Source organism: Tsukamurella pulmonis, from assembly GCF_900103175.1.
Classification (GTDB): domain Bacteria; phylum Actinomycetota; class Actinomycetes; order Mycobacteriales; family Mycobacteriaceae; genus Tsukamurella; species Tsukamurella pulmonis.
In genome coordinates this window covers 3,167,716-3,191,798 of sequence record NZ_FNLF01000002.1, presented here as the reverse complement: position 1 = coordinate 3,191,798, position 24,083 = coordinate 3,167,716, and the positions used below count along the sequence as shown (strand labels likewise).

Below are 24,083 nucleotides of genomic sequence, written 5' to 3'. Positions count from 1 at the left end.
TCGCCGATACCGAAAGTCGGGTCCACCGGCCGTCCGCGGCACGATCTCACCGCGGAAGGCCGGAGAACCCGACGTTCGGGACGCGTCTTGTCAGACGAGGTGGGCGAGGGCGTTGCCGACCAGGCCTGCGGCGAGGGTGTTGCCGCCCGCGGGATCGATGAGCAGGAAGCTGCCCATCTCCCGGTTGACGTCGTAGTCGTCGGCGACGATCGGCTCCGCGGTCTGGATTGTGATCCGGCCGATCTGGTTCAGCTCGAGCGTGGTGCCCTCGCCGACGGTGAGGTTCTGCTCGTCGAACACCGCATCCAGCCCGCCGATGATCGCCTGCGTGGTCTTGGTGCCGTGCTTGAGCAGCAGCCGCGCGCCGATGCGCAGCGGCTTCTCGGCCAGCCAGCACACCGTCGCCTCGAACTGCTGGCGCGGCTCCGGGGCGTCGGCGGCGGAGACGATCACGTCGCCGCGCGAGACGTCCAAGTCGTCGGCGAGGATCACCGTCACCGAGCGGCCGGTGTGCGCCGAGGCGAGCTCGCCGTCGGCCGTATCGATCCGCTCGACGCGGCTGCGCGTGCCCGCGGGGAGCACGAGCACCTCGTCGCCCACATCGACGGTGCCGGCGGCCACCTGCCCGGCGTACCCCCGGTAATCGGGGTACTCGGGCGTGCGGGGCCGGATCACGTACTGCACCGGGAAGCGGAAGCCGATCGGCTTCGTGTCCGGATCCGTCGGGATCGACTCCAGATGCTCGATGAGCGACGGGCCGTCGTAGTACGGCGTCTGATCCGAGCGCGAGGCGACGTTGTCGCCGTGCAGCGCCGAGACGGGGATCGCGTGGACGGCCTCGTCGGCCCAGCCCAGCGAGCCGGTGAGGGCGCGGAACTCGGCGGAGATCTCCTGGAACACCGTCGCCGGGTCCTCGACCAGGTCGATCTTGTTCACCGCGAGCACCAGGCGCGGCACGCCCAGCAGCGAGAGCACCGCGGCGTGCCGGCGGGTCTGCTCGATGACGCCCTTGCGCGCGTCGGTCAGCAGGATCACGACCTGCGCGGTGGACGCGCCGGAGACCGTGTTGCGGGTGTACTGCACGTGCCCGGGGGTGTCGGCCAGGATGAAGGACCGGTTGGGCGTCGCGAAGTAGCGGTAGGCGACGTCGATGGTGATGCCCTGCTCGCGCTCGGCGCGCAGGCCGTCGACCAGCAGCGACAGGTCGGGGGTGTCGAGCCCCTTGTCGACCGACGCGCGGGTGACGGCGTCGATCTGGTCGGCGAGCACCGACTTCGTGTCGTAGAGCAGCCGCCCGACGAGGGTGGACTTGCCGTCGTCGACGGAGCCGGCCGTGGCCAGGCGCAGCAGCGCGGGTGCGGTGCTCATCAGAAGTAGCCTTCCTTCTTCCGGTCCTCCATCGCCGCCTCCGAGACGCGGTCGTCGCCACGGGTGGCGCCGCGCTCGGTGAGCCGCGACGCCGCGACCTCGGCCATGATCTGCTCGTTGTTCGACGCGGTGGATTCGATGGCGCCCGTGGTGGAGCCGTCGCCGACGGTTCGGTAGCGCACCGACAGGGTCTGCACCTGCTCGCCCTCGCGCGGCCCGCCCCACACGCCGGACGTCATCAGCATCCCGTCGCGGGAGTAGACCTCGCGCTCGTGCGCGTAGTAGATCGAGGCCAGCTCGATGTCCTCGCGGGCGATGTAGCGCCAGATGTCGAGCTCGGTGAAGTTGCTGATCGGGAACACCCGCACGTGCTCGCCCGGTGCGTGCCGGCCGTTGTAGAGGTTCCACAGCTCGGGGCGCTGCCGCTTCGGGTCCCACTGGCCGAAGGCGTTGCGCAGCGAGAAGATCCGCTCCTTGGCGCGGGCCCGCTCCTCGTCGCGGCGGCCGCCGCCGAAGACCGCGTCGAAGCGGTTCTCGGAGATGGCGTCCAGCAGCGGCACCGTCTGCAGGGGATTGCGGATGCCGTCGGCACGCTCCTCGAGGCGGCCGTCCGCGAGGTAGTCCTCGACCTTGGCCACGTGCAGGCGCAGGTTGTACTTCTCGACCATCCGGTCGCGGAAGTCGAGCACCTCGGGCAGGTTGTGGCCGGTGTCCACGTGCAGCAGCGCGAAGGGGAGCGGCGCCGGCCAGAACGCCTTCACCGCGAGGTGCAGCAGCACCGTCGAATCCTTGCCGCCCGAGAACAGGATCACGGGGCGCTCGAACTCGCCCGCGACCTCACGGAAGATGTGGATCGCCTCGGACTCCAGCGCGTCGAGCGTGCTGAAACCGGGCACCGTCGGCGACGTGGGGGGCTCTGTGATGGTCATGAGGCGTGCAGTCCGCATTCTGTCTTGGTCGAACCGGCCCAGCGGCCGCTTCGAGGATCGGAACCCGGGGCGGGCTTGTTGGTGCAGGGCTGGCAGCCGATCGACGGGTAGCCCTCGTCGACCAGCGGGTTCACCAGGATGCCGTTCTCCTCGATGAACCGCTGCATCTGCTCGTCGGTCCAGTCGACGATCGGGTTGACCTTGAGCAGTCCGAAGCCCTCGTCGAACGAGATGAACGGGGCGTTGGCGCGGGTGGGCGACTCGACGCGACGGATGCCGGTGACCCACGCCCGGTAGCCCGACAGGGTCTCCCGCAGCGGCACCACCTTGCGCAGGTTGCAGCACTGCGCGGGATCGGTGGCGAACAGGTCCTTGCCGACGGTCGCGTCCTGCTCGCCGACGCTCTGCGCGGGCGTCACGTTGAGCAGCTCCACCTCGTAGATCGACTCGACCGCATCGCGCATGCCGATCGTCTCGGGGAAGTGGTAGCCGGTGTCGAGGAAGAGCACCTTCGGCCGGTCCTGCACCTGCTTGGCGAGGTGCACCAGCACGCCGTCCTGCATGTTGGAGGCGACGACGAAGTCCTCGCCGAAGGTGTCCAGCGTCCACTGCAGCAGCGTGAGCGGGTCGGCGCCCTCCAGCTCCTTCGACGCGCGCTCGGCGAGGGCGCGGAGCTCGTCCGCGTCCCGTCCGGTCAGGGGGTTCGACGGTGTCGTGCGGGCTCGCTCGCTCGCCGGGGTGCTGGTCATCGCAGGTCCTCCTCCGCGGCGCGGAGCGTCCACTGCGCGAAACGTTCGCCGTCCTCGCGCTGCGTCACGAAGTTCCGCACCACTCGCTCGATGTAATCCCCGAGCTCCGTCGACAGCACCTTGTGCTGGCGCAGCTTGCGGCCGAAACCGCTGTCGAGTCCGAGGCTTCCACCCAGGTGAACCTGGAAGCCCTCGACTTGATTCCCCTCGTGATCGTCCACGAGCTGGCCCTTGAAGCCGATGTCGGCGATCTGGGAGCGGCCGCACGAGTTGGGGCAGCCGTTGATGTTCACCGTGATCGGCACGTCCAGCTGCGCGTTGATGTCGGCGAGCCGCTGGTCCAGATCGGGGACCAGCACCTGCGAGCGCTTGCGGGTCTCCACGAAGGAGAGCTTGCAGAACTCGATACCACTGCACGCGATGAGGTTCCGGCGCCAGATCGACGGGCGGCCCTGCAGGCCCAGCGGCGCCAGTTCGTCGATGAGGGAATCGACCTGGTCGTCGGGCACGTCGAGGACGATGAGCTTCTGGTACGGCGTGAACGAGGCGCGATCGGAGCCGACCCGATCCATCGCGTCGGCCACCTTGCTCAGGACGGTGCCCGAGACGCGGCCGGCGATGGGGGAGAAGCCGACGGCGTTGAGGCCGTTGCGCAGCTTCTGCACCCCGATGTGATCGATGGGACGCTCCGGCAGCGCGGGCGCGGGACCGTCGATCAGCTTGCGGCCGAGGTACTCGTCCTCGAGGACCTGGCGGAACTTCTCGATGCCCCAGTCCTTGACCAGGAACTTCAGCCGCGCCTTCGAGCGCAGTCGGCGGTAGCCGTAGTCGCGGAAGATCGAGACCACGCCCTCCCAGACATCGGGCACCTCGTCGAGCGGGATCCAGGCGCCCACGCGCTGGGCGAGCATCGGGTTCGTCGACAGGCCGCCGCCGACCCAGAGGTCGAGGCCGGGGCCGTGTTCGGGGTGCTCGACGCCGATGAAGGCAACGTCGTTGATCTCGTGGACCACGTCCTGCTGGCCCGAGATGGCGGTCTTGAACTTGCGCGGCAGGTTCGAGTACTTCGGGTCGCCGATGTAGCGGCGCACGATCTCGTCGATCGCGGGCGACGGGTCGAGGACCTCGCTGAAGGACTCGCCGGCCAGCGGGGAGCCGAGCACCACGCGGGGGCAGTCGCCGCACGCCTCGGTGGTCTTGAGGCCGACCGCCTCGAGACGCTTCCAGATCTCGGGCACGTTCTCGATCTCGATCCAGTGGAACTGCACGTTCTCACGGTCCGAGATGTCGGCGGTGTCGCGGCCGAACTCGGTGGAGAGCTCGCCGAGGGTGCGCAGCTGCGCAGCGTCGAGTTTTCCGCCGTCGCAGCGCACGCGCATCATGAAGTACGGCGCCTCGAGCAGGTCGATGTTCTCGTCACCGGTGTAGGTGCCGTCGTACCCCTGCTCGCGCTGGGTGTAGAGGCCCCACCAGCGCATCCGGCCGCGCAGGTCGGCCTTGTCGATGGACTCGAAGCCCTGCTTCGAGTAGATGTTCTCGATCCGGGCACGCACGTTGAGCGGGTTGTCGTCGCGCTTGGTCTGCTCGTTGGCGTTGAGCGGCGTGCGGTACCCCAGCTTCCACTGGCCCTCCGACTTGCGCTTGACGGGGCGCGTCCGCGCCGGCCGCGTGGGGGCGGCGTCAGCGGCGGAGGGGACAGGGGCGTCGGCGATCGACGTCATGGAGGCTCCTGGGATTCATGGGATGGTGCGCCAGGGCTGGTGGCGCTCAGGGGCTCGACGCGGACGGAGGCGTCGTGAATCAGGCCTGACAGCCGCTGCTGCAGACCCGCAGGTAATCGATGTGCCGGCGCGATGCCAGCAGCTCACCCTGTTCATCCATCGAGATCATTGTGCCACTGGTTGAGCGGAAAAGCGGAATCGGGTTCCGCTCACCGGTGCGTGAAATTCCGTGGTCGGGCCACCTGCCAGACTGGACGCGTGCCCACGCCCTCGACACCAGAGCTCCGTCGGCTCGACGGGGCCTCGGCGCCGTTCGGGTTGTACCTGCACGTCCCCTTCTGCGCGACGCGCTGCGGCTACTGCGACTTCAACACCTACACGGCCGGTGAGCTGGGGGCGTCGACCTCGCCGCAGGCATGGGCGGAGGCGATCGACGGGGAGCTCGCGCTGGCCCGCCGGGCGCTCGGCGACGTCCCGGTCTCGACGGTCTTCGTCGGCGGGGGGACCCCGTCGCTGCTGGGCGGCGACGGACTGGCGGCCCTGCTGGACACGGCCCGCCGGCACTTCACCTTCGCCGACGACGCCGAGGTGACCACCGAGTCCAACCCCGAGTCCACCTCGCCGGAGTTCTTCGCGCGGCTGCGGGAGGCGGGCTTCACCCGGATCTCGCTGGGCATGCAGTCCGCCGCCGAGCACGTGCTCAAGGTGCTCGACCGCACCCACACCCCGGGGCGGGCGGTGGCCGCGGCGAAGGAGGCCCGCGAGGCCGGCTTCGAGCACGTCAACCTCGACCTCATCTACGGCACGCCGGGGGAGTCCGACGACGACCTGCGGGCGTCGCTGGACGCCGTGCTCGACGCCGGGGTGGACCACGTCTCCGCCTACGCGCTCATCGTCGAGGACGGCACCGCGCTGGCCCGCCGGATCCGCCGCGGCGAGCTGCCCGACACCGACGACGACGTCCTCGCCCATCGCTACGAGATGCTCGACGGTGCGCTGCGGGGTGCCGGTTTCGACTGGTACGAGGTGTCGAACTGGGCCCGCTCGGAGGCGGGACGGTGCCGGCACAACGAGCTGTACTGGGAGGGCGCGAACTGGTGGGGCGCCGGTCCCGGCGCGCACGGCCACATCGCGGGCACGCGGGTCTGGAACGTCAAGCACCCCGCGCGGTACGCGGAGGCGGTCGCGGGCGGCGCGCTGCCGATCGCGGGCCACGAGGTGCTCACCGACGAGGATCGCCACGTCGAGGACGTGATGCTGCGCGTGCGCATGCGCTCCGGCATCCCCGCCGCGGTGCTGCGGCCCGACGAGGCCGCGCGGGCCGAGGCGGAGGTCACCGTCGGGAACCTGAACCGTGCGGGTGAGGGCTACGTCCTCACCGACGCCGGCCGGCTGCTGGCCGACGGCGTGGTGCGGCGGATCCTGGACTGAGCTACGACAGCGCCCACACGACGGTCACGGTGACGGTGAGCGACTGTTCGCCCGCCTGGACCGGCACGGGAGCGGCGGCGGCGCCCGGCCCGGAATCGGGGGTGGCGTAGCCCCGGGTCGTGACGGGCCGGACGGGGGCACCCTCGGTGACCGTCCGCACCTCGCCGAGTTCGCCGCCCGAGAGCTTCGCGTACTGCTCGGCGCGGGACTTGGCCTCCGCGAAGGCCTTGTCGCGGGCCGTGGCCTTGAGGTCGGAGTCGTTCTCGATGTCGAAGCCGACGGAGTTGATCCGGGTGGCGTCGCCGCCCGCGGTCGCCAGGTCGCCGAGCAGCTTGGACGCGCTCTCGAGCTTGCGGACCTTGACGGTGAGCGACTGCGTCGCCTCGTACGAGGTGATCTGCTGATCCGGTCCGTAGCGCGGATCGATCTTGACGTTCGCGGTGGCGATGTCCTTGGTGTCCACGCCGTTCGCGCCCGCCGCGTCGATCACCTTCTGCGCGCTCGCCGAGGCGTTGTTGAGCGCGGTCGTCACGTCGCCCGCCTGGTGCTGCACGGCGAGCTGCACGGTGAGCACGTCGGGCTTGCCGGACGATTCGCCGGTACCGACGGCTGTGATCTCGCGCGGGGAGTCGTTGCTCGTGCTCGACGATCCGCACGCCGCCACCGATCCGCCCAGTGCGAGCGTCGCGAGGAGCGCGACGCCGGTCGTGCGCCAGTTCCGTGCCGTCCTGGATGTCGGGTTCGCCATGGTCCCAGCGTGGCAGCGGAGGGTGCGCCGCCGCAGCGGAACGGTCGTTACGGCAACGGAGAAGTCGGTTAGACCAACTCCCATTCGACGGTGACGTGCGCCGTGATCTCGCGTTCGCCGGCTTCCATCGCCGGCCCGGCGGGAGCAGCGGCGGTGAGGGCCTTCGCGGCGAAGTGCACATCGGCGCGCGGGCCCGGAGCGGACTCGTCGGTGATGGACAGCACCGCGCCGAGAGCGTCGCCGGACAGGGCCGCGTACTGCTCGGCCTTCGCCTTGGCGTGGGCGAACGCGGCCTCGCGCGCCGCGGCGGCGGGCCCGGCACCGTCGGACAGGGCGAACGAGACGGACTGGATACGGGCCGCGTCGCCCGCGGCGGTCGCGGCGGCCTGCAGGACTGCGGCGGCGTCGGCGACGGAACGGATGGTGAGCGTCAGCGACTCGGTCGCGGCGTAACCCTCGAGCCGGCGGTCCTCCCACGGGCCCGTCTCGACGGCCTGCAGGCCGACTCCGGTCGTGGCGACATCGCCTTCGGCCACCCCGGCCGCGCGGACGGCGGCGACGACGGCGCGGGCCGCCGTGCCCGCTCCCGAGAAGGCGCTCGCCACGTCCGGCGCGCGGAACTCGACGCCGACGTGGGCGATGACGACGTCCGGGGTCGCCGTGGCGGCGCCGGAGCCGGTCTGGCGAATGGTGCGCGACATGGGGAGTCCTCTCAATCCTGGCGGGCGTGCTTGCCGTGCCTCCTCGAGGATGCCGGACGGGGCGGGGTGCCGGGCGGCAGCGAGTGCACCCGGCAGTGCAGCACCTCGCGGCCGCGCAGCGCCGACCGGACGGCCCGGTGCAGGCCGTCCTCGAGGTAGAGGTCACCGTTCCATTCGACGGCGTGCGGGAACAGGTCGCCGTAGAAGGTGGAGTCCTCGGAGAGCAGCCGGTCGAGCGCCAGCACCGTGGTGGTGGTGACGATCGAGCTCAGGCGGACCTGCTGCGGCGGGATCCGGGACCAGTCGCGGGCGGTGAGTCCGTGATCCGGGTACGGCTTGCCGTCGAGTACGCCCTTGAAGATCACGGCTCGACTCTAGCCCGCGTAAACTGGGCGATCGAAGATCCCGAGGGAAAGGCGGCACGATGTCGAGCACGGAGGACCGGCGGTTCGAGGTGCTCCGGGCGATCGTCGCCGACTACGTCGAGACGCACGAGCCCGTTGGATCGAAAGCGCTGGTGGACCGGCATCACCTGGGCGTCTCCAGCGCGACGGTCCGCAACGACATGGCGGTCCTTGAGGCCGAGGGTTACATCACGCAGCAGCACACGAGTTCGGGGCGCATCCCCACGGAGAAGGGGTACCGGCAGTTCGTCGACCGGATCGCGCAGATCAAGCCGCTCTCGTCGGCCGAGCGCCGCGCGATCCTGCAGTTCCTCGAGACCGGCGTCGACCTCGACGACGTGCTGCAGCGCTCCGTGCGTCTCCTCGCCCAGCTCACGCGGCAGGTCGCGATCATCCAGTACCCCGTGATCAGTTCCGCGCGGGTCCGCCACCTCGAGGTCGTCGCGCTGGCACCGACGCGGCTGTTGCTCGTGGTGATCCTCGACTCGGGCCGCGTGGAGCAGCGCCTCGTCGAGCTGGGGGAGCCCGCCTCCGACGAGGACCTCTCGCGCCTGCGGGAGCTGTTCGGCGCCGCCGTGCAGGGCAAGCTCATCCCCGATGCGTCGATGGGGGTCGCCGATCTCGCTCCGCTCGCCCCCCGCGACCTGCGCGACGCGGTGATCCGGATCTCGACGGTGCTGGTCGAGACGCTCGTCGAACGCGCCGACGACCGGCTGGTGCTGGGCGGCACCGCGAACCTCACCCGCAACGCGGCCGATTTCGACGCGGTCTCGGGCTCGCTGCGCAGCGTGCTGGAGACGCTCGAGGAGCAGGTCGTGGTGCTCAAGCTGCTGACGGCGCGGCAACAGCCCGGCACGGTGTCGGTGGCGATCGGTTCGGAGACCCAGGACGAGAACCTGCGCGGTGCGTCCGTGGTCTCCACCGGGTACGGCGCGCCCGGCGCGATCTTCGGTGGGGTGGGCGTGCTCGGCCCCACCCGGATGGACTACCCGGGCACCATCGCGTCCGTCGCCGCGGTCGCCCGCTACGTCGGCGAGGTGCTCGGCGAGCGCTGATGCTCGTCCGCGCATGATTCTCGACGGGGTGACCTGCGCGAATGGTCCGATCGGGCGGTGTGGTGGAATCATGGGTTGAGCGCGGTCCGATCAGGTCCGCTGACTGTCGCCGATTTCGTAAGAGGGTTTCGCAGAAGTGGCTCGTGATTACTACCGCATCCTCGGGGTCGATTCGAAGGCCTCCGACCAGGAGATCAAGCGCGCGTACCGCAAGCTCGCCCGCGAGCTGCACCCCGATGTGAACCCCGACGAGGCGGCGCAGGAGAAGTTCCGCGACGTCTCCGACGCGTACGAGGTGCTCAGCGATCCGGAGAAGCGGCGCGTCGTGGACATGGGCGGCGATCCGCTCGACAGCTCGCCGGGCGGCGGCGGCTTCGGTGGCGGAGGGTTCAGCGGCTTCGGCGGTGGCGGCCTGGGCGACGTCTTCGAGGCGTTCTTCGGCGGCGGCATGGGCGGCGGCGGGCGCGGCCCGCGCGGCCGGGTCCGCGAGGGCAACGACGCGCTGATCCGCATGGAGCTCGATCTCGACGAGTGCGCCAACGGCGTGAGCCGCGAGCTGACCGTCGACACCGCGATCCTGTGCGACAAGTGCCAGGGCGCCGGCACCGAGGGCGACAGCAAGCCGTCGACGTGCCCCACCTGCCACGGCGCGGGCGAAGTGCAGTCGGTGCAGCGCTCGTTCCTCGGCCAGGTCATGACGTCGCGACCGTGCCCCACCTGCTCGGGTGCCGGCGAGGTCATCGAGAACCCCTGCAGCAAGTGCAGCGGCGACGGCCGCGTGCGCAGCCGCCGCAACCTCACCGTGAAGATCCCCGCCGGCGTCGGCGACGGGATGCGCGTGCGCCTGGCCGGCCAGGGCGAGGTCGGCCCCGGTGGCGGCCCCGCCGGTGACCTGTACGTGGAGGTCACCGAGCGCGAGCACGAGTTCCTCACGCGCGACGGCAGCACGCTGCACGTGACCGCGCGGGTGCCGATGTTCGACGCCGCCCTGGGATCCGAGGTCACCGTCCCCACCGTGATCGACGACGAGCTCACCGTCGAGGTGCCCCCGGGCACGCAGACGGGCGACACCAAGGTGCTGCGCGGGCACGGCATGCCGCAGGTCAACTCGCCGAACCGCGGGAACCTGGTCGTGCACTTCGACGTCGCGGTCCCGTCGCGCCTGGACAAGAAGCAGGCCGACAAGCTGCGCGAGCTCAAGGCGCTGTTCCCGGGCGAGGGCCCGCACGCGGCGCGTCGCGGCGGCCCGGACCAGGGCGGCGGCATCTTCTCCCGCCTGCGCGACACGTTCGCCGGGCGGTAACCGCAGGTGGCGGCCACCGTCTTCCTCGCGGAGTCGCTGCCCGCGCCGGGGGAGGAGTACCTCCTCGCCGGCGACGAGGGGCGCCACGCCGCCGCAGTGCGGCGCGTCCGGGTCGGCGAGGAGCTGGTCCTGTCCGACGGTGCCGGAGGCTTCGCCCGGTGCACCGCCGTCGCCTTCGGCAAGGCCGACGTGACGGTGCGGTGCGCGCAGGCCTGGACGGTGCCGCCCGCGTCGCCGCGCGTGGTCCTCGTGCAGGCGCTGCCCAAGTCGGATCGGTCCGAGCTCGCGGTGGAGCTCGCCACCGAGGCGGGGATCGACGCGATCGTGCCGTGGCAGGCTTCGCGCTGCGTCTCCCGCTGGGACGGGGGCGGGTCCGGCGGGAAGGGTTCCGCCAAGGCCGAGAAGGGCGTCGCTCGGTGGCGCGCCGTGGCCCGCTCCGCCGCGAAACAGGCACGGCGAGCGTATGTTCCGGAGGTCCACGACCTGGTGACCACGCGGGAACTGGTTCCACTACTCACCAGTATGGATGCGAATGTAGTTGTCTTGCACGAGGGTTCGGCGGTGCCTCTCGGCGAGGTTGACTTCTCAGTAACCGGAACCGTCGTTATCGTGGTGGGGCCGGAGGGCGGAATCAGCCCCGAGGAACTGGATGCCCTGGTCGGGATCGGTGCGCAGCCCGCGCTCCTCGGCCCGACGGTGCTGCGGACTTCCACCGCGGCCGCCGTCGCCCTGGGGGCGCTGGGTGTAATGACCGACAGATGGTCCGGCACGCCGCCGGACTGATGGCCGGATCGGCGGAACGCCGGCCGGCGGGGTGGCTCAGGAGGGCTCGGACACGATGGCGCGTCGCATCTTCTACGGCAGCGAGGACTCGCAGCACGGCCACTTCTATCCGGGCGACGCGGACAAGCCGCTGATCACGCTGGTGCACGGCGGCTACTGGCGCAATCTCTACACGATGTCGATGGAGTCCAAGGTCGCCAAGGACCTCAACGACCGCGGCTACCCCGTGTGGAACGTCGAGTACCGGCGGGTGGGCGAGCCCGGCGTGGTGTGGCCGATCCTCGGCAACGACGTGCTCGAGGCCATCGACTACGGCGCCGCCAAGCTGGCGAAGGGCGCCGGTCAGATCGTCGCCGCGCACAGCGCGGGCGCCACGCTCGCGGTCTGGGCCGCTGCGCAGCGGCCCGACCTGCTGGGCGTCATCTCCCGCGGCGGCGTCCTCGACCTCATCGAGCGCGGCGACGGCGATCAGTCGATGCGGCTGCTCTTCGATCTCGCGCCCAACGCCAATCAGCGGCTGATCAAGCGGACCTTCGCGCAGGCCAGCCCCGTGGCGGCGATGCCCTTCACCACCCGCGTCCGCGCCCTGCACGGCCGACTGGACGAGCAGGTGCCCTACCAGCTCTCCGAGTGGTTCCTCTCCCAGGCGCAGGAGAACGGCATGGACGCGACCCTGACGATGATCGAGGGCGAGGGCCACGACGACTTCCTCGAGCCCGGCTCGAAGGGGCATGCGGCCACCGTCGCCGCGATCGAGGAGCTCGCCGCGCGCTGACCGGGCCGGGCGGGATACGCCCGGGGAGAAACCCACGGGCCTTCCGGGGGTGAGCGGTACTAAACTGGAGATATCCGCACCGTCAGGCGCGGGGACCGCCGAGTTAAGGAATGACGCACCGCGTGCCAGACCCCACCAGTTCCGACAGCCCCGCTCAGGCCGTGACGCCGGCGCGGTCCACCGTCGAGATCCCCATCGAGCTGACCTTCGGTCTCCTCGGCCCCGCGGATGCGAACCTCCGTGCACTGGAGGGGGCGCTGTCCGCGGACATCCACGCCCGCGGCAACGTCATCACGCTCTCCGGCCGCCCGGCCGACGTGGCACTGGCCGAGCGCGTGCTCGCCGAGCTGCTCGCCGCCGTGCGCAGCGGCGTCGCGGTGAGCCCGGAGGAGGTGCGCCGGTCCGTCGGCATGATGACCGACGGTTCCGGCGAGTCGCCCGCCGAGGTGCTCACGCTGGACATCATCTCCCGCCGCGGTAAGACCGTCCGGCCCAAGACGGTGAACCAGAAGAAGTACGTCGACGCGATCGACGCGCACACCATCGTCTTCGGCATCGGCCCCGCCGGCACCGGTAAGACTTATCTGGCAATGGCCAAGGCCGTGCAGGCCCTGCAGTCCAAGCAGGTCAGCCGCATCATCCTGACCCGCCCCGCCGTCGAGGCGGGGGAGCGCCTGGGCTTCCTGCCGGGCACCCTCAACGAGAAGATCGACCCGTATCTGCGCCCGCTCTACGACGCGCTGCACGACATGATGGACCCCGAGGCCATTCCGAAGCTGATGGAAGCGGGCGTGATCGAGGTCGCGCCGCTCGCGTTCATGCGCGGCCGCACGCTCAACGACGCGTTCGTCATCCTCGACGAGGCGCAGAACACCACCGCCGAGCAGATGAAGATGTTCCTCACCCGCCTCGGCTTCGGCTCCAAGATCGTGGTCACCGGTGACACGTCCCAGGTGGACCTGCCCGGCGGCGCGACCAGCGGCCTGCGCGCCGCGGTCGGGATTCTGCGCGGCATCGACGACATCCACATCGCCGAGCTCAGCAGCTCCGACGTGGTGCGGCACCGTCTGGTCGCCGAGATCGTCGACGCCTACTCCACCTTCGAGGAGCAGCTCGAAGCCACCAAGCGCCCGCAGCTGGGCGCGCGACGCATTCCGGGACGCCGATGAGCATCGAATTCGCCAACGAGTCGGGCTTCGACGTCGACGAGGCCGAGGTCGTGGCCGTGGCCGCGTTCGCCATCGCGGCGATGGACGTGCACCCCGGTGCGGAGCTGAACATGCTCGCCGTCGACCTCGACACCATGGCCGACCTGCACGTGAAGTGGATGGACCTGCCCGGACCGACCGACGTGATGAGCTTCCCGATGGACGAGCTCACGCCGGGCGGCCGCCCGGACATGGTCGACGCCGGCCCCGCGACGCTCGGCGACATCGTGCTGTGCCCGCAGTTCGCGGCGGAGCAGGCCACCGCGGCGGGACATTCCACCGGCCACGAGCTCAACGTGCTCACCGTCCACGGCGTGCTGCACCTGCTCGGCTACGACCACGCCGAGCCCGACGAGGAGCGCGAGATGTTCGCGCTGCAGGACAGCATCCTGGCCGAGTACTACGCGCAGCAGCGCGAGCGGGACCGCCGCGCCCGCCAGTCCGCGCGCGACGACACGCTGCTCGGCCGCGCCGGCTTCCTGGGGCGGCGGGACTGAGCCGTGACCTCGTCGATCCTGCTGATCGTCGGCGTCGTCGCCCTGGTGTTGCTGGGCGGGCTGTTCGCGGCGATCGACTCGGCCCTGTTGACCGTGTCCCCGGCGCGCGTCGAGGACCTCGTCGAGGACGGGCGCCCCGGCGCGAAGCGATTGCAGCGCGTGCTGGTCAACCGGCCGCTGTACGTCAATCTCGTGGTGCTGTTGCGCACCGCCTGCGAGATCCTCGCCACCGTCCTGGTGTTCGTGGTGCTCGACCGCTACCTGCCCACCGTGTGGACCGCGGTCGTGACCGCCGCCGTGATGACGGTGGTCAGCTACGTGCTCATCGGCGTCGGCCCGCGCACCCTCGGCCGCCAGCACGCCTACACGCTGGGCTGTGTGACCGCGGTCGTGCTGCAGGTGATCGCCATCCTCATGGGGCCGATCACCCGCCTGCTCATCCTTCTCGGTAACGCCATCACGCCGGGCCGCGGTTACCGCAACGGCCCGTTCGCGACGGAGGTCGAGCTGCGCGAGCTCGTCGACCTCGCGCAGCAGCGCGGCGTGGTCGACGAGGACGAGGGCAAGATGATCCAGTCCGTCTTCGAGCTCGGGGACACCGCGGCCCGCGAGGTCATGGTGCCCCGGCCCGAGATCGTGTGGATCGAGGCCGACAAGTCGGTCTCGCAGGCCACCCGCCTCGCGGTCCGCTCCGGCCACTCCCGCATCCCGGTCATCGGGGAGAACGTCGACGACGTGCGCGGCGTCGTCTACCTCAAGGACCTCGTCGCCCTGCCCGACGGTGCCGATCGCCACGCCATCGCGGTGGGCCGGATGGCCCGCCCGGCGGTCTTCGTGCCCGACTCGAAGCCGGTCGACGCGCTGCTGCGCGAGATGCAGCACACCAACAACCACATGGCGGTGCTCGTCAACGAGTACGGTTCCATCGCCGGACTGGTCACCATCGAGGACGTGCTGGAGGAGATCGTCGGCGAGATCACTGACGAGTACGACTCCGGCGAGGTCGCCCCGGTCGAGGAACTCGGCGACGGGCACTTCCGGGTCTCGGCCCGGCTCGACCTCGAGACCCTTGGTGAGCTGTTCGACAAGGACATCGAGGAGGACGAGGTCGACACCGTCGGTGGCCTTCTCGGCCTGGCCCTGGGGCGCGTGCCGCTGCCCGGCTCCGAGGTGCTGGCACACGGCCTGCTGCTCGAGGCCGAGGGCGCCACGGACCGTCGCGGCCGGGTCCGGATCTCGACGGTCCTGGTGCGGTCCGCGGAGGACGAGGCGGGCGCACCGTCGGACGACGATGCCGGCAGAGCGAACGACGAGAAGGAGACCGTGTGACCGAGACGTCCGAGGAGGACCTCAAGCTCGTGACCCTCGCGCGCGGTGCGATGGCGCGAGCGGGCGCCGGGCACGGCGCCGCGGTACGGGATCTCGACGGCCGCACCTACGCCGGCGCGCCGGTCGCTCTGGCGTCGCTGGCGCTGACGGGGCTGCAGGTGGCCGTCGCCACCGCACTGAGCTCCGGTGCCGAGGGGTTCGAGGTGGCGGTCCTGGTGGGCGGTGCGGGCGTCGAGGACGCCGGTGTCGCCGCCCTGCACGAGGTGTCGCCGACGGCACCGGTCCTGTTGTTCGACGCACGAGGAGAGGCCCTGACGTGACCGAGGAGATCCAGGCGCACGACGACGGGGGCGAGGACTTCCGGTCCGGATTCGTGTGCTTCGTGGGGCGGCCCAACACGGGCAAGTCCACCCTGACCAATGCGTTGGTCGGCGCGAAGGTGGCGATCACCAGCTCGCGCCCGCAGACCACCCGCTCGACGATCCGCGGCATCGTCAACCGGCCCGACTGCCAGCTGGTGCTGGTGGACACCCCCGGTCTGCACCGTCCGCGGACGCTGCTCGGGCAGCGGCTCAACGACCTGGTGCGCGACACCTACTCCGAGGTCGACGCGATATGCCTGACGATCCCGGCGGACGAGAAGATCGGCCCCGGCGACAAGTACATCCTCGACCAGGTGCGGCACATGGCGCCGAAGACCACGCTCATCGGCGTGGTCACGAAGATCGACAAGGTCGGTCGGGAGAAGGTCGCCGAGCAGTTGCTGGCCGTCGCCGCCTTCCTCGGCGGCGAGAGCGACGTGATCCCCGTGTCCGCTGCCTCCGGCGAGCAGGTCGAGGACCTGGTGAAGCTGCTGGCGTCGAAGATGGCGCCCGGCCCGGCGTTCTACCCCGACGGCGAGATCACCGATACCGACGACGACACCATGATGGCCGAACTGATCCGGGAGGCCGCTCTCGAGGGCGTGCGCGATGAGCTTCCGCACTCGCTCGCGGTGGTCATCGAGGAGGTTCTCGAGCGGGACAAGACCGAGGCGCAGGAGAAGTCCGGTAAGCCCGCGATGCTCGAGGTGCACGCCCTGCTCTACGTGGAGCGGCCCTCGCAGAAGGCGATCATCATCGGCAAGGGCGGTTCGCGCCTGAAGTCGGTGGGCACCGCCGCGCGCGGCGAGATCGAGAAGCTCCTGGGCCGCAAGGTCTTCCTCTCCCTGCACGTCAAGGTCGCCAAGGACTGGCAGCGCGATCCGAAGCAGCTGGGGCGTTTGGGCTTCTAGCGTTCTCCAGCGAGAACCGCGGCGACGGGTCGCCGAGCATCCAACTGTCGATGCTGACCCGCAGGGGGAGGACCGCGCTGCGGGGCGGCTCGTGCGGGGTGCTCACGCCTGCTCCGGCGTGGTGACCTTTCCGGGCGAATCCGTCATTGCTGATCTCCTCGTGACGTCCGGACGTCAGTCTGCCAGACGGCGCGGCACGGGCGCATCTGTCGGCGCGAGGTGGGATGATGTTCCTCATGAGGTCGTACCGGGACAGCGCTGTGGTGCTGCGGCAGCACAAGCTGGGGGAGGCCGACTACATCCTCACGCTGCTGACCCGGGACAACGGCCTGGTCCGCGCCGTCGCGAAGGGGGTGCGGCGGCCGCGGTCGCGGTTCGGCGCCCGGCTGGAGCTGTTCGCGCACGTCGACCTGCAACTGCACCCCGGCCGCAACCTGGACATGGTGACGCAGGTGCACTCGATCGCCGCCTACTCGGGTGATCTGGCGGGCGACTACGGCCGCTACACCACGGCGTGCGCGGTGATCGAGACCGCGGAGCGGTTGGCGGGCGAGGAACGCGCCCCGGCGCTGGAACTGCACCGGCTCACCGTCGGCGCGCTGCGGGCCATCGCGGCCGGCGTCCGCGACCGGGACCTGGTGCTGATCTCGTTCCTGCTGCGCGCCATGGAGTCGGCGGGCTGGGCGCCCGCCCTCACGATCTGCGCGCGCTGCGGCGACGAGGGGCCGCACCGCGCCTTCCACGTGGCGGCGGGCGGCGCGGTCTGTGTGCACTGCCGGCCGCCGGGTTCCGCGGTGCCGGGGCAGGGCGTGCTGGACCTGATGGCGGCGCTGGCCCGGGCCGACTTCGACTTCGCCGAGACCACGGGCGAGCGGATGCGCAGGCAGGCGAACGGGCTCGCCGCGGCGCACCTACAGTGGCACGTGGGACGGCAGCTGCGATCGCTGCCGATGATCGAGCGGCACGCGCCGCACAGCCCGGCTCTCGCGGCCGGTGAGAGGGAGGTCGACGGTGCCGGGACTGCGGCGGGGTAGGTCGAAGACGCCACCGGCTCCGACGACGGTCCGGCCGCCGGACCCGCACCCGTCGGGCGCGACGCCTCCGGAGATCCCCGCGGAGCTGGTGCCGAACCACGTCGCCCTCGTGATGGACGGCAACGGTCGCTGGGCCAAGGAGCGCGGCATGCCCCGCACCGAGGGCCACAAGCGCGGCGAGGCCGTGCTGATGGACACCGTTTGCGGGTGTATCGAGATCGGCGTCAAGCAGCTCTCCGCGTACGCCTTCTCCACCGAGAACTGGTCGCGCAGCCCGGAGGAGGTGCGCTTCCTCATGGGCTTCAACCGCGACGTGATCCGCCGCCGCCGCGACGAGATGCACGAGATGGGGGTGCGCGTGAAGTGGGCCGGCCGGCGGCCCCGCCTGTGGCGCAGCGTGATCAAGGAGCTCGAGATCGCGGAGGAACTGACCAAGGACAACACGGTCATGACGCTCACGATGTGCGTCAACTACGGCGGTCGCGCTGAGATCGTCGACGCCGCACGGGAGATCGCGCGCCGCGCCGCGGCGGGGGACATCAGCCCGGACCACATCACCGAGCAGTCCTTCCAGCACTACCTGTATCAGACCGACATGCCGGACGTGGATCTGTTCCTGCGGCCGTCGGGGGAGAAGCGCTCGTCGAACTTCCTGCTCTGGGAGAGCGCCTACGCCGAGTACGTCTTCCAGGACACCCTGTTCCCCGATTTCGACCGGCGGAACCTGTGGGCGGCCTGCCTCGAGTACGCCCAGCGCGACCGGCGCTTCGGCGGTGCGCAGTGACGGCGCAGGACCCGCGGTTGGACGCACTGCGCTCGCGCCTCGAATCCGCGCTCGCCGACGGCGTGACCCTGCGCCGCGACGAGAACCAGGCCGTACTGGTCGATTTCGGGGAGACGCCGGCGTCGGTCCAGGTCTTCGAGCTCGCGCGCGACGTGGACGTCTACTCCCTGACCCAGGTGGTGGCGTGGGACCTCGCGCTCACCGAGGACCTGCGTGCCGACGTGCGCTCGGTGGCGGAGGGGGTGCAGTTCGGCTCGCTCCGCCTCATGGAGCGGGAGGTCTCCGCCGATCTGGTGCTGCACTACTCGTTCCCGGCGGGCACGCTCGCGGGCGATGCGCTGCGGGAGTTCGTGCTGTTCGTGCTCGCCCAAGGGGTCGACGCGCGCCGTCGCCTGGTCGGCTGACGGCGCGCGCGCCGCACTCCTCCGGTGCTGAGCGCTCAGGGGCGCAGGAGCACCTTGCCCACGCGGCCCGGACGGCCGCTCGCCGTTGCGGCGGCGGAGATCTCGTCGAACGGGTACACCCCGTCGACGGGGAGCGCCAGGGTGCCGGAAGCGACGCCCCGGACCACCTCGCCCATCAGCTCCGCCCGCTTGGCGGGATCCATCTCCTGGCTCACGGTGCGGCCCCAGAAGCCCTTGACCACGATCTCCTTGAAGATCGCGACGTTGACGGGGATCTCCAGCATCGCGCCCTCGCCGGGGTTGGTGGCGCTCATCGCCCCGAACGAGACCAGGGTGCCGCGCTGACCGAGCAGGAGGGCGAGCTGGGTGCTCGCCGCGCCGCCGATCGAGTCCACCGCGGCCGCGTAACCGGCCTCTCCGGCGAGTTCCTTGGCCCGATCGCGCCAGCCCTCGGTGTCCGTCGCGATCACGTTCGTCACGCCGAAGGTGGCGAGCTCGTCGATGGCCGCGGACCGTCGGACCAGGCCCGTCACGTTGATGCCCCGAGCGGTCGCGAGCTGCGCCAGCATCCGCCCGACCATGCCGTTGGCCGTGTTCTGCACGATCCACTGGCCGGGCTGGACGTTCAGGTAGTCGAGCAGGCTGATCGCGCTGAACGGCATCGAGAACAGTTGCGCTGCTGCCTCGTCGGAGATCTCCTCCGGAACGGGTAGGAGGCCGGCAGCGCCGGCGACGAAGTACTCGGCCCAGGTGCCGAATGCGGATCCGGTGGCCACGCGCTGGCCGACGGTGAAGCCCTCGACGCCCTCGCCGAGCGCGTCGATGACACCGACGGCCTCGGAGCCGGAAGCCGCGGGCAGGGCGGGCTTGTAGCCGTAATCGCCCTTCACGGTCCACAGGTCGTGGTTGTGGATCGGCGCGAGCAGGGTGCGGATCCGCACCTGGCCGGGCCGCGGTTCGGGCAGTGGTACGTCACGGACGGACAGGACGCTCGCGGGATCGCCGAACTCGTCCTGGATCAGTGCGCGCATGAATTGACTCCTCTGTTGATGGGGTGATCGGGTCAGTCGTCGGTGACCGTGACGGTCACATCGATGTTGCCGCGCACGGCGTTCGAGTACGGGCAGACGAGGTGCGCCGCGTCTGCGAGGGCCTGGGCGGCGTCGTGCTCGACCTCGGGGATGACGACCTCGAGGTCGACGTTCAGGACGAACCCACCCGCGTCGTTGGGGCTGATGCCGACCTTGGCGCCGACGCTCGAATCGCCGAGCGCGACCTTCTGCTGCCGGGCGACCAGTTGCAGCGCGGAGTGGAAGCACGCGGCGTAGCCGGCGGCGAAGAGCTGCTCGGGATTCGATCCGTCGCCCGAGCCGCCGAGCTCGGTGGGGATGGCCAGCTGCAGATCGACGCGGCCGTCGTCGGTGCGGGTACGGCCTTCGCGGCCTGCTCCGGTGGCGATCGCCTCGGCGGTGTATGCGGGGCTCATGAGGTTCCTCCTGATGGGGTGCGGGTGGTACGGGTATGCGCTGCGGAGAACCGGTTCGCCAGGTCACGCAGGAGGATCGCGTCCTCCACGGGCAGGTTGAAGCCCTCGTACACCCGGCGGCGGGCTTCGTCGACGACGGGGCGCAGCGCACGCCCCTCGTCGGTGACGTGGACCGTGACCAGTCGTTCGTCGGACTGGTCGCGGCGGCGTTCGAGGAGGCCCGCTCCCTCGAGTCGACGGATCAACGGCGAGAGGGTGCCACTGTCGAGTCGCAGGCGTTCGCCCAGAGCCGACACGGTGACGCCGTCGCGCTCCCACAACGCCAGCAGCGTGACGTACTGGGTGTACGTCAGGCCCAGCGCCGACAGCTCATCGCGGTAGGCGCTCGCCGCCACCCGCGCGGCCGAGTACAGCGCGAAGCACAGCTGCTCGTCCAGGTTCTGATCCGCATCCACCCGACAAGAATGACACGCAACTCAGTTGTGCGCAATCGAATTCCGCACGACTGTACGAACGAGAGTCGCATGTCTACCTGGACCTTTACAGCGTGCGTGAAAATGTCCACTGACTGCTTGACAAGGCGAGCCAGAGTGTCAAATACTGATCGCAGAGCGTATGACCTCAGTCACAGCCCCGATGGGGCGAACGGATCAAGGAGGGCACCGTGAAGGGCCTGGCTTACATCGACGCGGACGGCAAGGAAGCCGTCTGGACCGATCACAAGAAGCGGATGTGGCTGTGGGGGCTGTTCGTCCCCACCGCCCTGTTCTTCGCCGTGGGGCTGATGAAGCTGCTCGGCCTCGGCAACACTCCGCTGATGTACTTGGCGCCCGTGCTGTGGTGGATCGGCCCGCTGCTGCTGTACGTGATCCTCCCGATCGTCGACATCAAGGCCGGTGACGACGGCGAGAACCCGCCGGAGGAGGTCATGGAGGCGCTGGAGAACTCGCGCTACTACAAGTGGCTCACCTACATCTTCCTCCCGTGCCACCTCGCCTCGCTGGTGGCGATGTGTTACTTCCTCACCGCGGACGACCTCAGCTGGCTCGGCGGCGTCTACGCCGGTGGCGGCGGTCTCAGCCTGATCAGCCAGATCGGTGTCACGCTCAGCCTCGGCGTCGTCACCGGCATCGGCATCAACACCGGCCACGAGCTCGGCCACAAGAAGCCCGAGAACGAGCGCTGGATCGCCAAGCTCACCCTCGCGCCCGCCATGTACGGCCACTTCTTCATCGAGCACAACCGCGGCCACCACGTGCGTGTCGCCACGCCGGAGGATCCCGCGAGCGGCCGCTTCGGCGAGACCTTCTGGGAGTTCCTGCCGCGCAGCGTCTGGGGCAGCCTCAAGTCCTCGTGGAACCTCGAGAAGACCCGCCTGGAGCGCCTCGGCAAGAGCCCGTGGACGCTGAAGAACGACGTGCTCAACGCCTGGATCATGACCGTCGTGCTGTACGGCGCGCTGACCGCGATCTTCGGCTGGTACGTCCTGCCGTTCCTGATCCTGCAGGGTGTGTACGGATTCAGCCTCCTGGAGTCGGTGAACTACCTCGAGCACTACGGCCTGCTGCGCCAGAAGACCGCCTCGGGCCGCTACGAGCGCTGCGCGCCGAAGCACTCCTGGAACTCGGACCGCATCGTCACCAACGTCTTCCTCTACCACCTGCAGCGGCACAGCGATCACCACGCGAACCCCACCCGTCGCTACCAGACGCTCCGCTCGTTCGAGGAGGCCCCGTCGCTGCCCCAGGGCTACGCCACGCTGATCGGCGTGACCTACTTCCCGCCGCTGTGGCGCAAGATCATGGATCACCGCGTCCTCGACCACTACGACGGCGACATCACCAAGGTGAACATCCACCCCCGCGTCCGCGACAAGGTGCTCGCCAAGTACGGCGCCACGACGACCGGAGAGCAGGCCGCAGCATGAGCTCCTTCAAGTGCCCCGTCTGTGACTACGTCTACGACGAAGCCGCCGGAGCGCCCCGGGAGGGATGGCCCGCCGGCACCGCCTGGGACGCGATCCCGGACGACTGGAACTGCCCCGACTGCGGGGTTCGCGACAAGGTCGACTTCGAGCCGGTCTGACGCCGCGCCGAATCGTATCTCCGAGAAAGGAACCCACCATGAGTGACGCACCCTTCAAGCTCTTCCGCTGCCTGCAGTGCGGCTTCGAGTACGACGAGGCCGAGGGTTGGCCCGAGGACGGCATCGAGCCCGGCACCCGCTGGGACGACATCCCCGACGACTGGTCGTGCCCCGACTGCGGCGCCGCCAAGGCCGATTTCGAGATGGTCGAGGTGGCGCGGGGATGAGCACCGACGGCGTGGTGATCGTCGGCACGGGCGTCGCGGGCGCCACCGCGGCCCTGGCGCTGCGGACCGGCGGATTCGACGGGGACGTGACGCTCGTCGGTCGCGATCCGCACCTGCCCTACCGGCGGCCCACGCTGTCGAAGGACGTCCTCCTGACCGGCATGCCCGTCGAGAAGGCGCTCCTCAAGCCCGCGACGCACTGGGAGGACGTCGGGGTCGCGGTCCGCACGGGCGCCACCGTCACGGGTGGGGACACCGCCGCCCGCACGCTGGAGCTCTCCGACGGTGCCGTCCTCACGTACGGCTCGCTGGTGCTCGCCACCGGCGCCGCGGCGCGCGAGCTGCCCGGTCTGCCGCCCGCCCCGCGCGTGCGGTACCTGCGGGACTTCGGCGACGCGATCGCCCTGCGCGATGATCTGCGCCGTTCCGGCCGGGTGATCGTGCTGGGCGCCGGACTCATCGGCTCGGAGGTGGCCTCCGCGGCGGCGAAACTGGGCGCAGCGGTCACCGTCGTCGAGCCGGCGCCCCTGCCGCTGGTGCGCGTCGTGCCCCCGTCGATCGGTCGCCGGCTCGCTGGCCTGCAGCGCGACGCCGGCGTCGAGTTGCTGCTCGGAGTCCGGCCGGGGGAGATCACCGTCGAGCCCGACCAGGTCTCCGTGGCCGTGCCGGGAGGCGGGGCCCTCGTCGCCGACCTGCTGGTGGTGGCGATCGGCTCGTCGCCCGACACCGGCCTCGCGGAGCGTCTCGCTCTGCGCGTGGACGACGGTATCCTGGTCGACGAGCAGTACCGCACGTCCGCCGAGGGCGTCTACGCCGTCGGCGACTGCGCGCGGGTGCCCCATCCGCTGGACGGCGGCACCTACCGCGCCGAGAACTGGTCGGCGGCGCAGGACCAGGGCACCGCGGTGGCGCAGGTACTCCTCGGCGGCTCGCCCGCTCCCACGGTCCCGTGGGGCTGGTCGAACCAGTTCGGGGCGGTGCTGCAGTTCGCGGGATGGCCCGCGGCGGAGGACGAGTTGGAGGTGGACGGCCCCATGGACGCAGCGAGTGGCGATCCCTTCTTCGCGCGGTGCCACCGTGACGGCGCCCTGGCGGGCGCGGTGGCGATGGGCCGGCCCAAGGAGTTGCGCGCGGTGCGCGGGGAGCTGTCCGAGCAGATCGCGGCGGCGGTCGCACGATGACCGTCCTCGTCGGACGCGATGCCGATGCCGCGCCGAAGCAATCGGTGCGGGATCAGGCGCTCGACGCGGTCAGCGGATTTCTGCGGGGGCGTGAGTGGTCGGCCGTCACGATGGCCGCCGTCGCGCGGGAGGCGGGCGTGAGCCGGCAGACTCTCTACAACGAGTTCGGTTCCCGCAAGGGCATGGCGGTCGCCTACGTGACCCGCTTCGTCGATGGTCTGTTGGCCTACGTGCAGGAGCGGATCGATGCCAACCCCGGCCAGATCGACGCCGCCGTCGAGGACGCGATGCGCGGCGTCTTCCAGATCGGCATGGGCGACCCGGTGGTCATCAACATCGTGGGGCCGAACCCGCACCGCGACCTGATGGGGATCGTGACGATCGACGGCACGCCGATCATGCAGCGGGCCTCGGAGGGCCTGGCGGAGATCCTGGCGATGAGCTGGGCGCAGGTGCGGCGGGCCGAGGCGCAGGTGGCCTCGGGCGTCCTGGTGCGGCTCGCGTTCAGCCACCTCACCATGCCGATCGAGGGCCCGGAGGAGGCGGCCCGCGAGGTCGCCTCGGTGCTCTCGCCGTTCCTCACGCAGGCCGTGCGGGCCTGATCCGTT

General features: G+C 70.5%; 28 protein-coding genes. 18 read left to right on the top strand and 10 right to left on the bottom strand.

Going from position 1 to position 24,083, the window contains the following annotated elements:
• Nucleotides 1–90: 90 nt before the first annotated feature.
• Genes BLQ62_RS15635 through BLQ62_RS15620 form a run of 4 tightly spaced genes read right to left on the bottom strand, consistent with a single transcriptional unit; the run spans nucleotide 91 to nucleotide 4,767 of the window.
• A complete protein-coding gene (locus BLQ62_RS15635; RefSeq protein WP_068568852.1) occupies nucleotides 91–1,368 on the bottom strand; it encodes a sulfate adenylyltransferase subunit 1 in 1,278 nt (425 codons plus the stop codon).
• Nucleotides 1,368–2,297 (bottom strand): sulfate adenylyltransferase subunit CysD, encoded by a 930-nt coding sequence (cysD, locus tag BLQ62_RS15630; protein ID WP_068529925.1) that lies wholly within the window; start codon nucleotides 2,295–2,297, stop codon nucleotides 1,368–1,370. The genes BLQ62_RS15635 and cysD overlap by 1 nt, the downstream gene beginning before the upstream one ends.
• Nucleotides 2,294–3,046 carry a phosphoadenylyl-sulfate reductase gene (locus tag BLQ62_RS15625; RefSeq protein WP_231857757.1) on the bottom strand — a complete coding sequence of 251 codons (753 nt, stop codon included), beginning with the start codon at nucleotides 3,044–3,046 and terminating at the stop codon, nucleotides 2,294–2,296. Before BLQ62_RS15625 ends, cysD begins: the two co-directional genes overlap by 4 nt.
• Nucleotides 3,043–4,767, bottom strand: a complete 1,725-nt coding sequence (locus BLQ62_RS15620) for a nitrite/sulfite reductase (protein ID WP_068568850.1) — start codon at nucleotides 4,765–4,767, stop codon at nucleotides 3,043–3,045. Before BLQ62_RS15620 ends, BLQ62_RS15625 begins: the two co-directional genes overlap by 4 nt.
• A 258-nt stretch (nucleotides 4,768–5,025) precedes the next feature.
• Between BLQ62_RS15620 and hemW the strand changes: the two genes are divergently transcribed.
• A complete protein-coding gene (hemW, locus tag BLQ62_RS15615; RefSeq protein ID WP_068568848.1) occupies nucleotides 5,026–6,198 on the top strand; it encodes a radical SAM family heme chaperone HemW in 1,173 nt (390 codons plus the stop codon).
• A gap of 1 nt (nucleotide 6,199) precedes the next feature.
• Here the strand turns inward: hemW and BLQ62_RS15610 are convergent, their stop codons facing one another.
• The 3 genes from BLQ62_RS15610 to BLQ62_RS15600 form a co-directional block, all read right to left on the bottom strand.
• The gene (locus BLQ62_RS15610) at nucleotides 6,200–6,946 is read right to left on the bottom strand and encodes an SIMPL domain-containing protein (protein ID WP_068568846.1); all 747 of its coding nucleotides are present in this window, start codon (nucleotides 6,944–6,946) and stop codon (nucleotides 6,200–6,202) included.
• 68 nt (nucleotides 6,947–7,014) lie between these two features.
• On the bottom strand, nucleotides 7,015–7,647 hold the full coding sequence (locus BLQ62_RS15605; RefSeq protein ID WP_068568844.1) for an SIMPL domain-containing protein: 633 nt from the start codon (nucleotides 7,645–7,647) through the stop codon (nucleotides 7,015–7,017).
• A gap of 11 nt (nucleotides 7,648–7,658) precedes the next feature.
• Nucleotides 7,659–8,012, bottom strand: coding sequence for a type II toxin-antitoxin system VapB family antitoxin (locus BLQ62_RS15600; RefSeq protein ID WP_068529934.1), 354 nt, complete (start codon nucleotides 8,010–8,012; stop codon nucleotides 7,659–7,661).
• Between the two features lie 59 nt (nucleotides 8,013–8,071).
• On the opposite strand from BLQ62_RS15600, the gene hrcA reads away from it, so the two are divergent.
• The 12 genes from hrcA (at nucleotide 8,072) to BLQ62_RS15540 (ending at nucleotide 18,496) form a co-directional block, all read left to right on the top strand.
• A complete protein-coding gene (gene hrcA, locus BLQ62_RS15595; RefSeq protein ID WP_068529936.1) occupies nucleotides 8,072–9,106 on the top strand; it encodes a heat-inducible transcriptional repressor HrcA in 1,035 nt (344 codons plus the stop codon).
• 136 nt (nucleotides 9,107–9,242) lie between these two features.
• Nucleotides 9,243–10,409 (top strand): molecular chaperone DnaJ, encoded by a 1,167-nt coding sequence (gene dnaJ, locus BLQ62_RS15590; RefSeq protein ID WP_068568843.1) that lies wholly within the window; start codon nucleotides 9,243–9,245, stop codon nucleotides 10,407–10,409.
• Between the two features lie 6 nt (nucleotides 10,410–10,415).
• Nucleotides 10,416–11,192, top strand: a complete 777-nt coding sequence (locus tag BLQ62_RS15585) for a 16S rRNA (uracil(1498)-N(3))-methyltransferase (RefSeq protein WP_068568840.1) — start codon at nucleotides 10,416–10,418, stop codon at nucleotides 11,190–11,192.
• Nucleotides 11,193–11,247: 55 nt separating this feature from the next.
• A complete protein-coding gene (locus BLQ62_RS15580) occupies nucleotides 11,248–11,967 on the top strand; it encodes an alpha/beta hydrolase family protein (protein WP_133298559.1) in 720 nt (239 codons plus the stop codon).
• Between the two features lie 110 nt (nucleotides 11,968–12,077).
• Nucleotides 12,078–13,136, top strand: coding sequence for a PhoH family protein (locus BLQ62_RS15575; RefSeq protein WP_068529944.1), 1,059 nt, complete (start codon nucleotides 12,078–12,080; stop codon nucleotides 13,134–13,136).
• Nucleotides 13,133–13,672 carry an rRNA maturation RNase YbeY gene (gene ybeY / locus BLQ62_RS15570; protein ID WP_068529946.1) on the top strand — a complete coding sequence of 180 codons (540 nt, stop codon included), beginning with the start codon at nucleotides 13,133–13,135 and terminating at the stop codon, nucleotides 13,670–13,672. The genes BLQ62_RS15575 and ybeY overlap by 4 nt, the downstream gene beginning before the upstream one ends.
• A 3-nt stretch (nucleotides 13,673–13,675) precedes the next feature.
• A complete protein-coding gene (locus tag BLQ62_RS15565) occupies nucleotides 13,676–15,001 on the top strand; it encodes a hemolysin family protein (RefSeq protein WP_068568839.1) in 1,326 nt (441 codons plus the stop codon).
• Entirely contained in the window at nucleotides 14,998–15,321 is a 324-nt protein-coding gene (locus BLQ62_RS15560; RefSeq protein ID WP_068568837.1) for a cytidine deaminase, read from the top strand. The genes BLQ62_RS15565 and BLQ62_RS15560 overlap by 4 nt, the downstream gene beginning before the upstream one ends.
• On the top strand, nucleotides 15,318–16,274 hold the full coding sequence (era, locus tag BLQ62_RS15555) for a GTPase Era (protein ID WP_231857756.1): 957 nt from the start codon (nucleotides 15,318–15,320) through the stop codon (nucleotides 16,272–16,274). The genes BLQ62_RS15560 and era overlap by 4 nt, the downstream gene beginning before the upstream one ends.
• 236 nt (nucleotides 16,275–16,510) lie before the next feature.
• Nucleotides 16,511–17,308 (top strand): DNA repair protein RecO, encoded by a 798-nt coding sequence (gene recO / locus BLQ62_RS15550; protein ID WP_068568947.1) that lies wholly within the window; start codon nucleotides 16,511–16,513, stop codon nucleotides 17,306–17,308.
• On the top strand, nucleotides 17,286–18,092 hold the full coding sequence (locus BLQ62_RS15545) for an isoprenyl transferase (RefSeq protein WP_068568835.1): 807 nt from the start codon (nucleotides 17,286–17,288) through the stop codon (nucleotides 18,090–18,092). The genes recO and BLQ62_RS15545 overlap by 23 nt, the downstream gene beginning before the upstream one ends.
• Nucleotides 18,089–18,496: a hypothetical protein gene (locus BLQ62_RS15540; RefSeq protein ID WP_068568833.1), complete on the top strand. Its 408-nt coding sequence runs from the start codon at nucleotides 18,089–18,091 to the stop codon at nucleotides 18,494–18,496. Before BLQ62_RS15545 ends, BLQ62_RS15540 begins: the two co-directional genes overlap by 4 nt.
• Nucleotides 18,497–18,531: 35 nt before the next feature.
• On the opposite strand, the gene BLQ62_RS15535 is transcribed toward BLQ62_RS15540, so the two are convergent.
• From BLQ62_RS15535 to BLQ62_RS15525, 3 genes are read right to left on the bottom strand one after another with little or no spacing between them, the layout of a single operon-like run.
• A complete protein-coding gene (locus tag BLQ62_RS15535) occupies nucleotides 18,532–19,527 on the bottom strand; it encodes a zinc-binding dehydrogenase (RefSeq protein WP_068529962.1) in 996 nt (331 codons plus the stop codon).
• Nucleotides 19,528–19,559: 32 nt separating this feature from the next.
• A complete protein-coding gene (locus BLQ62_RS15530) occupies nucleotides 19,560–19,982 on the bottom strand; it encodes an organic hydroperoxide resistance protein (RefSeq protein WP_068568830.1) in 423 nt (140 codons plus the stop codon).
• Nucleotides 19,979–20,437 (bottom strand): MarR family winged helix-turn-helix transcriptional regulator, encoded by a 459-nt coding sequence (locus tag BLQ62_RS15525; RefSeq protein WP_068529970.1) that lies wholly within the window; start codon nucleotides 20,435–20,437, stop codon nucleotides 19,979–19,981. Before BLQ62_RS15525 ends, BLQ62_RS15530 begins: the two co-directional genes overlap by 4 nt.
• Nucleotides 20,438–20,712: 275 nt before the next feature.
• Here BLQ62_RS15525 and BLQ62_RS15520 point away from each other — a divergent pair, with 275 nt between their 5' ends.
• The 5 genes from BLQ62_RS15520 to BLQ62_RS15500 are packed head-to-tail and all read left to right on the top strand — an operon-like array spanning nucleotide 20,713 to nucleotide 24,077.
• Nucleotides 20,713–21,909: an alkane 1-monooxygenase gene (locus BLQ62_RS15520; RefSeq protein WP_231857765.1), complete on the top strand. Its 1,197-nt coding sequence runs from the start codon at nucleotides 20,713–20,715 to the stop codon at nucleotides 21,907–21,909.
• On the top strand, nucleotides 21,906–22,067 hold the full coding sequence (locus BLQ62_RS15515) for a rubredoxin (protein WP_068529983.1): 162 nt from the start codon (nucleotides 21,906–21,908) through the stop codon (nucleotides 22,065–22,067). Before BLQ62_RS15520 ends, BLQ62_RS15515 begins: the two co-directional genes overlap by 4 nt.
• Before the next feature lie 38 nt (nucleotides 22,068–22,105).
• On the top strand, nucleotides 22,106–22,294 hold the full coding sequence (locus BLQ62_RS15510; RefSeq protein WP_068529986.1) for a rubredoxin: 189 nt from the start codon (nucleotides 22,106–22,108) through the stop codon (nucleotides 22,292–22,294).
• Nucleotides 22,291–23,475, top strand: coding sequence for an NAD(P)/FAD-dependent oxidoreductase (locus tag BLQ62_RS15505; RefSeq protein ID WP_082756952.1), 1,185 nt, complete (start codon nucleotides 22,291–22,293; stop codon nucleotides 23,473–23,475). Before BLQ62_RS15510 ends, BLQ62_RS15505 begins: the two co-directional genes overlap by 4 nt.
• Nucleotides 23,472–24,077 (top strand): TetR/AcrR family transcriptional regulator, encoded by a 606-nt coding sequence (locus BLQ62_RS15500; RefSeq protein ID WP_068568829.1) that lies wholly within the window; start codon nucleotides 23,472–23,474, stop codon nucleotides 24,075–24,077. The genes BLQ62_RS15505 and BLQ62_RS15500 overlap by 4 nt, the downstream gene beginning before the upstream one ends.
• Nucleotides 24,078–24,083 lie beyond the last annotated feature (6 nt).